The following is a 5,535-nucleotide window of genomic DNA, read 5'->3' as shown; positions in this document are numbered from 1 at the left end:
TCGGTGAGGTGCGCTTGGGTTGGGGGCATGGGATGTGGGTTGGTTGGCTTGCTGGGTGGTGGCTGCTTGGTGGCTGCTTGGTTGCTGGGCGGTCACCTGCCGCGCTTTGGTTTCTGCTGCGAGGTTGCTTTCCCTGCGCTGGTTTCCGGCTTCCCGGCCGGAATGACGGACGGGAGTGGTGGCCGGAATGACGGCCGGAGGGGCGGCGGCTGGGAGGACGGACGCGCGGCTGGCTCGGGTTTACGGCGGCAGCAGACCCTCGGCTTCTGCTTCGGCGGTGATGCGGGCTTCGGGCAAATAGGGGTCGGGTCCTGTTTTTCGCTCTGCCAAGATTACTGTGGCAGCAGGCCTTCGGCTTCTGCCTCGGCGGTGAGTTGGTCTAGCAACAGTTGCCTTCGCGGCGCAGCTCAGCGGATCGCCGCGCCTCAGTGGAAAATCGTCTCCGGCGTCTCAGCGCTGAGGATGCGTTTGGACCACTGCAGCAGTTGCTCAGGCTCGGCGGTGGTGATGCGCTCGCGGTAGGCCTCGGCGCTGTCATGGCCGAATTTCTCTTGTAGCAGAGCTAGCAGGATGAGGGCTTCGCCCTGCTGAATCCCCGCTTGTTCAACCGTCGTCACATACGGCATACGCTGTTGCTCCTCGTAGGCATAGAGTGTTTGGCGAAAGTCGGCTTCCAGCGCCTTGGGCAGGCGGATCATCCAGTCGATGAGCCGGAACAGCTCCAGAATCCTTGCCTGCTCATAACCGCGCTCGTACATCAGGCGGATCAGGCGGAACTTCCAGCCCTTGAGCGTCTCGGCATCGTTGGTCACCTTGGCGCGGATCTGCGCCATCACCACCAGGGCGAAGACGTTGTCGCTGGCTTCGAGCTCAGCCCAGCGCTCGGGCTCGGCGTAGTCCAAGAGTTTGACCATCGGAAAGCGGAAGTCAACGCGGCAGTCCCAGAGCGCGGTGCTGAACTGCTGGGGGCGAAAGCCTTGGTCTGTGTCGGCGAGCACCGCGAGGATCGCTACCGGCACTTGGTAGCGATCGCGGATCTTGTAGTGATAGGTGTACATGCGCTCGGCAAAGGCGGTTTCCGCTTCGCCTTGCACCTCGATATGGATCAGCACCCAGACCGCGGTGCCATCGCGCAGGGTGACACCAACCAGCTTGTCGGCGTAGCGCCTGGTGGTCTTGGCTTCATGCACCAGTTGCTGGAATTCCTTATCGAGAAACTGCACCCCTTGCGACCAGTCGATCTCGGCATGCACGGTCGGGAACAGCAGCGCGAGGAACTCCGGGAAGAAGCGCTCCAGGGCCTCCTTCCAGGGGCTGTCGTCATCGCGCTTGGGCGATGCGGTCTCGGCGCTGTGATTGTCGGTTGGCATGCCGGGAGGGTTTAAATTAGGGGTCGGGTCCGGTTTTTCCGGCCGGGATCACAGACTGGGCGCTGCCAAGATCACTGTGGCAGCAGGCCTTCGGCTTTGGCCTCGGCGGTGAGTTGGTCTAGCAACAGTTGCCTTCGCGGCGCAGCTCAGCGGATCGCCGCGCCTCAGTGGAAAATCGTCTCCGGCGTCTCGGCATCATCGGTGACCTTGGCGCGGATCTGCGCCATCACCACCAAGGCGAAGACGTTGTCGCTGGCTTCGAGCCCAGCCCAGCGCTCGGGCTCGGCGTAGTCCAAGAGTTTGACCATCGGAAAGCGGAAGTCAACGCGGCAGTCCCAGAGTGTGGCGCTGTACTGCTGTGGGCGAAAGCGCTGATCGGTATCGGCCAAGACCGCGAGGCTGGCGACCGGTACCTGATAGCGATCGCGGAAAAACCGTTTCCGCTTCGCCTTGTGCGCATTCCGGCGTGTTCAGCGCGAGCGTTGAAGGGGCCCCGCAAGGTCGCCGGCGTCGCCCGCGCAATCATGAGGCGTCGGACTGATCGCCTTGGGTTTCTCGACGCTTCTCGAGCAGGTCGCGCGCCAGCGCGATTTCCCGGGCCTGCACCAGTTCCTCAAAATATGCGTGGATGGCGCTCAGGGTGATGCCCACATCGACGGGGTCCAGCCCTTCGTCATCGGTATCCAACGGCAGCAGCCCGAGCAGTTTGTGCTCAACCACGGTCGGCACCTCGGGTCCGGCGTCGGCGGCCTGGGCGGCGGCAACGATGTCCGCCAAGGTCTTACCCTGATGCTGGCAGAACCACATCAGGTCGAAGTAATCGCGAGCGCGTGAACGCTTGAGTAGCAGGGCGCTCTTCATGGCGAACAGGGTCGGCAAATCGGCCAACCCGAAACGCCAGCCGGGCTGCGAACGCACACCTATGGCATAGCGTTTTCCGCGGGGATCGGCAAAACACTGCACTTTGACGCCCTCAAGGACGTAATCCTGCACATGGGCCAGCAGGTCAAGGCCATTGATCTTGGCGGCCGAGATCATGGACGCCGGCGTCACCAAGGTGGCGCCTCTCGACTGCATGGCGCTGAACAGCGCGTGTTTATCGAGCGACGCTTCAAAGGTGACGAGATCGACATCAAGACTTCGACGGTGACCGGCCTGCAGCGCCATCGCGGTGCCGCCCACCAGACAAAAGCCAGACAGTGCTTCTTCATTGGCGAGCTTGTCGATCACCGCGATCGTCGCCTGGGGCAACGACTCAGGTTTGAGCGCTGTCATGCCGTGTGGCGCTGGCTAAGCTCTTCTGACAGCGCAATATCGATGCTGCGCAGCATGCGGGCGAGGATGCGCTCGAGAATGGGGCGCTCAGCCGCTGGCACCAGACCCAGCGCCGTTTCGACGCGCCCCTTGACCCTGTCCAGGCCTTGATCGATGCAGAGTTGCACCAGGTCTGCAAAGTCTGCTCGCCGCAGGACGGCAAGGATCAGGGCATTGTCGGTCATGGCAGGATCGGACCAGTCATAGGGTTTGCTAAAACCGCTCGACTGCCGAACGCCATAGTGCGCGGCCAACAGGCGCTGGGCTGTTTCGGGCATGCGCCGAAAATCACCCGAGGTTTCAGGCAGTAGCCATTTATCCAGTGCGCGCCGCGACACGCCGAGGCTCTCGGCCATCCGCTGGCGTGTCTGGCCGCTCTGTTTCATAGCGGTGCGGAGCATCTCTTGTTGACGCATGCGTAAAGACTATCCCCAATGGGGATGCACTTGCAACGCACGCAGGGACAAATGAGGATGGGTCCGGTTTTTCGTGCGAGCGCGGTTGGTGCTGCAAAAGCTACTCAGGAATGGCATGCAACACCAGATCGGGCAAGGCTGAGGAAATCACCGACGTTCACCGTCACGACAATCTGGCTATGTGCGGAGGCATGACGCCAGAGCTGAATGTCAGGCTTGCCCTGCAGAGCCACGTAGATCGCCGCGCTGGCTTCTAACCCCTGCTCGTTCGCCCAGGCAGCCAGCTGCGGCGAAAGATTTTCATCGATCAGCAGCTTCAACCGCTGACATCTGGATCTTCAAGGGTTTTGCCGGTCGTCCCGGGGCCTTGCCCATGCGTGCGCGCAGCTCGGCATAATGCAGCGCTTGTGCGCTGAGCTGCGGATAGTCCTCGGCGATTTCTGCCACCGGCACGCCGGCGCGACATTGCTCCACCACCTGCGCCAGCGGCACCCGCGTTCCTCGGAACACCGGTTCGCCTGAGCACCGATCCGCACGGCGCTCGACCAGGCCGGCACCCCGTTGATAAGCCCGCAAAGTCGCCTGCGTCGCGCGTGCAATCTTGGTCAAATCCATGGTTACCGGCACCTCACCCGTGCGCTCCAGCCTGAGCCCCTTTCGCCGCCAAGCGCCCACCTCGGCCGGCTTGTCCACTAACACCTGGTACAAGGCACGCCGGTCCTCGGGATGCATCTGTACCCCTCCTGACTCAAGCGCGCCTTTGGGCTTGAAGTACAGGACCTCGCGAAAGGCCAGCCGATGCCGCTTCCTGTCCGTCGCTTTCGCGGATACCTGCAACACCCGGGTAAACTCTTGGCGCAGGATAAGGAAGGTGAGGTCTTCGTTCACCGGATGCTGGGTCCGTCGGATAAAGGTTGCGGGCAAGCTTCCGCCCGCCCCTGTCATGCTGGCAAGGGCGGAGGCTATGATCGGGCTCTTTGAGCCAGTCGACCAGGGCGCGCACGATGGCCAGGGCGTCCTCGGCGCTGCGGCTGGCTTCGAGGCGAAAGAGCGCGGCGCTGAGATTGCGGGTCGGTGCCTGTTCGGCCTTCGCCAAGTGTTGTTCGTCGAGCGTCGGTGAGCTGCGCTTGGGTTAGGGATTTAGTGGAGCTAGGACGTTGATCGATTTCGCCTTTGCGGCGTGATTTAGGCGATCGTCGTTGGTCCAGAATTCTGTGCAGCCGTGGGTTTCGGCAGCGGCAAGATGCAGGGCATCAGGGGTTTTCAGACGATGGGCCGCGCGTAATCGGGTTGCCAATTCAAACTCTCGGTCACTGATCGATGCCCATTCCTGGACGGCGAGAAAGTCTCTGTAATCGCTTACTAAGACCCGGTTCCCGTCGGCGAGGGGCTTTACAAGGACTTCTAGTTGCACCAGCGCGGACACGCAAAGGATGGCATCCGGTTTGGCGGCGAGACGATTGCGCATTGGGCCGCTGAACCCTGGCACGTCTTCGATGAGGTAGATGACGCAACAGGTGTCTAGATAAACGCGGTTCATCAGTCCTTTGAGTCCCAGTCGCTCCGCAGCGCCGCGATCCGGCGGCTGACTTCCTCTGGTTGGCTAAGGGGGCGCTTGTCATAGCGCGGACTCGCAAGCAATTTGAGCGCGTTGGCTGCGGTCGAGGCACCAGCGGAAGGCGTTGAGGTATCGTCGTCACTCAGTACGAGCAAGCCTCGCAGCGGTAGCCTGGGTAGCGGTGTGAGGGGGCGCAATCGACCCGCGGCGTCGATTTCGACTTCGATGGATTTAGGCATTCAAGAAATGCTGCGTTTTCTGATGAAAGTGGTGAGAGTGAGGATGGATCATTCCCAAGCGTCGATCAACACTTGCGCAGAGGTTAGCTGGTAGCTGGCTCCAGCAGTGCCCGCTCACCCTTGAGGGCGTCGTACTCAATAAAATAGGGGTCGGGCCTTCTGCCGATGGGGACGCGAGCCATTGATAGCCAGCCGTGATGCGTTTAAGCAACGCACGGGCCTGAGCACGCGCGGCCGTACCGGTGAGTGTCTCGCCGTTGTCGTGCGCTTTGCCGCGCAGTACTGAGGCGACAACATATTCGAGTGTCTGCACTGATCCGGTGTAGACCCAGAGGGAGGCACCACTGGCCTCGGCCAACGCGAGCGCGAGGCGGGTGTTTGCGGAGCCGGCGCGTTCGACGCAGAGGTCAACAACGATGTTGACATCGAGCAGGAGCTGTTTGGAAAACCGGGACGGGTCCGGTTTTTCGCACCCATCGCGTAGGTTAGCCCTGAGGTACGCTCTAGGACTGGGGCGCAGTCTTCTTCGGTGCAGCCGGGGTAGACGGTGGATTCGTAGATGACGAGGTCGCCGGGTTTGAGGGCTTGGCCGACGGTCTCGGAGGCTTTGATCAGTGGGCTGAGGTCTGGGCGCTTGG

8 protein-coding genes and 1 pseudogene are annotated in these 5,535 nt (G+C 61.9%); 1 reads left to right on the top strand and 8 read right to left on the bottom strand.

Annotated elements, in window-relative coordinates; translation table 11 throughout:
* Positions 1-425 precede the first annotated feature (425 nt).
* From CKO42_RS25685 to CKO42_RS28375, 6 genes are all read right to left on the bottom strand, one after another.
* Positions 426-1,370, bottom strand: coding sequence for an RpnC/YadD family protein (locus CKO42_RS25685; RefSeq protein WP_200251872.1), 945 nt, complete (start codon positions 1,368-1,370; stop codon positions 426-428).
* Between the two features lie 164 nt (positions 1,371-1,534).
* On the bottom strand, positions 1,535-1,759 hold the full coding sequence (locus tag CKO42_RS25680) for a hypothetical protein (protein ID WP_242479707.1): 225 nt from the start codon (positions 1,757-1,759) through the stop codon (positions 1,535-1,537).
* A gap of 133 nt (positions 1,760-1,892) precedes the next feature.
* On the bottom strand, positions 1,893-2,600 hold the full coding sequence (locus tag CKO42_RS25675) for a nucleotidyl transferase AbiEii/AbiGii toxin family protein (protein WP_200251870.1): 708 nt from the start codon (positions 2,598-2,600) through the stop codon (positions 1,893-1,895).
* A gap of 41 nt (positions 2,601-2,641) precedes the next feature.
* Entirely contained in the window at positions 2,642-3,100 is a 459-nt protein-coding gene (locus tag CKO42_RS25670; RefSeq protein WP_207148832.1) for a hypothetical protein, read from the bottom strand.
* Between the two features lie 104 nt (positions 3,101-3,204).
* A complete protein-coding gene (locus tag CKO42_RS25665) occupies positions 3,205-3,420 on the bottom strand; it encodes a DUF5615 family PIN-like protein (RefSeq protein ID WP_200251853.1) in 216 nt (71 codons plus the stop codon).
* Entirely contained in the window at positions 3,401-3,988 is a 588-nt protein-coding gene (locus CKO42_RS28375) for a DUF433 domain-containing protein (RefSeq protein WP_200251849.1), read from the bottom strand. Before CKO42_RS28375 ends, CKO42_RS25665 begins: the two co-directional genes overlap by 20 nt.
* A gap of 76 nt (positions 3,989-4,064) precedes the next feature.
* On the opposite strand from CKO42_RS28375, the gene CKO42_RS25655 reads away from it, so the two are divergent.
* Positions 4,065-4,220 (top strand): hypothetical protein, encoded by a 156-nt coding sequence (locus CKO42_RS25655; RefSeq protein ID WP_200251847.1) that lies wholly within the window; start codon positions 4,065-4,067, stop codon positions 4,218-4,220.
* Positions 4,221-4,232: 12 nt separating this feature from the next.
* On the opposite strand, the gene CKO42_RS25650 is transcribed toward CKO42_RS25655, so the two are convergent.
* Both CKO42_RS25650 and CKO42_RS25645 read right to left on the bottom strand, forming a co-directional pair.
* Positions 4,233-4,640 carry a type II toxin-antitoxin system VapC family toxin gene (locus tag CKO42_RS25650; protein WP_200251844.1) on the bottom strand — a complete coding sequence of 136 codons (408 nt, stop codon included), beginning with the start codon at positions 4,638-4,640 and terminating at the stop codon, positions 4,233-4,235.
* 737 nt (positions 4,641-5,377) lie between these two features.
* A pseudogene (locus tag CKO42_RS25645) lies at positions 5,378-5,535 on the bottom strand (nucleotide sugar dehydrogenase); the annotation flags it as partial.

This window comes from Lamprobacter modestohalophilus, assembly GCF_016583905.1.
Classification (GTDB): Bacteria; Pseudomonadota; Gammaproteobacteria; order Chromatiales; family Chromatiaceae; genus Lamprobacter; species Lamprobacter modestohalophilus.
This window is presented reverse-complemented; position numbering and strand designations above follow the sequence as displayed.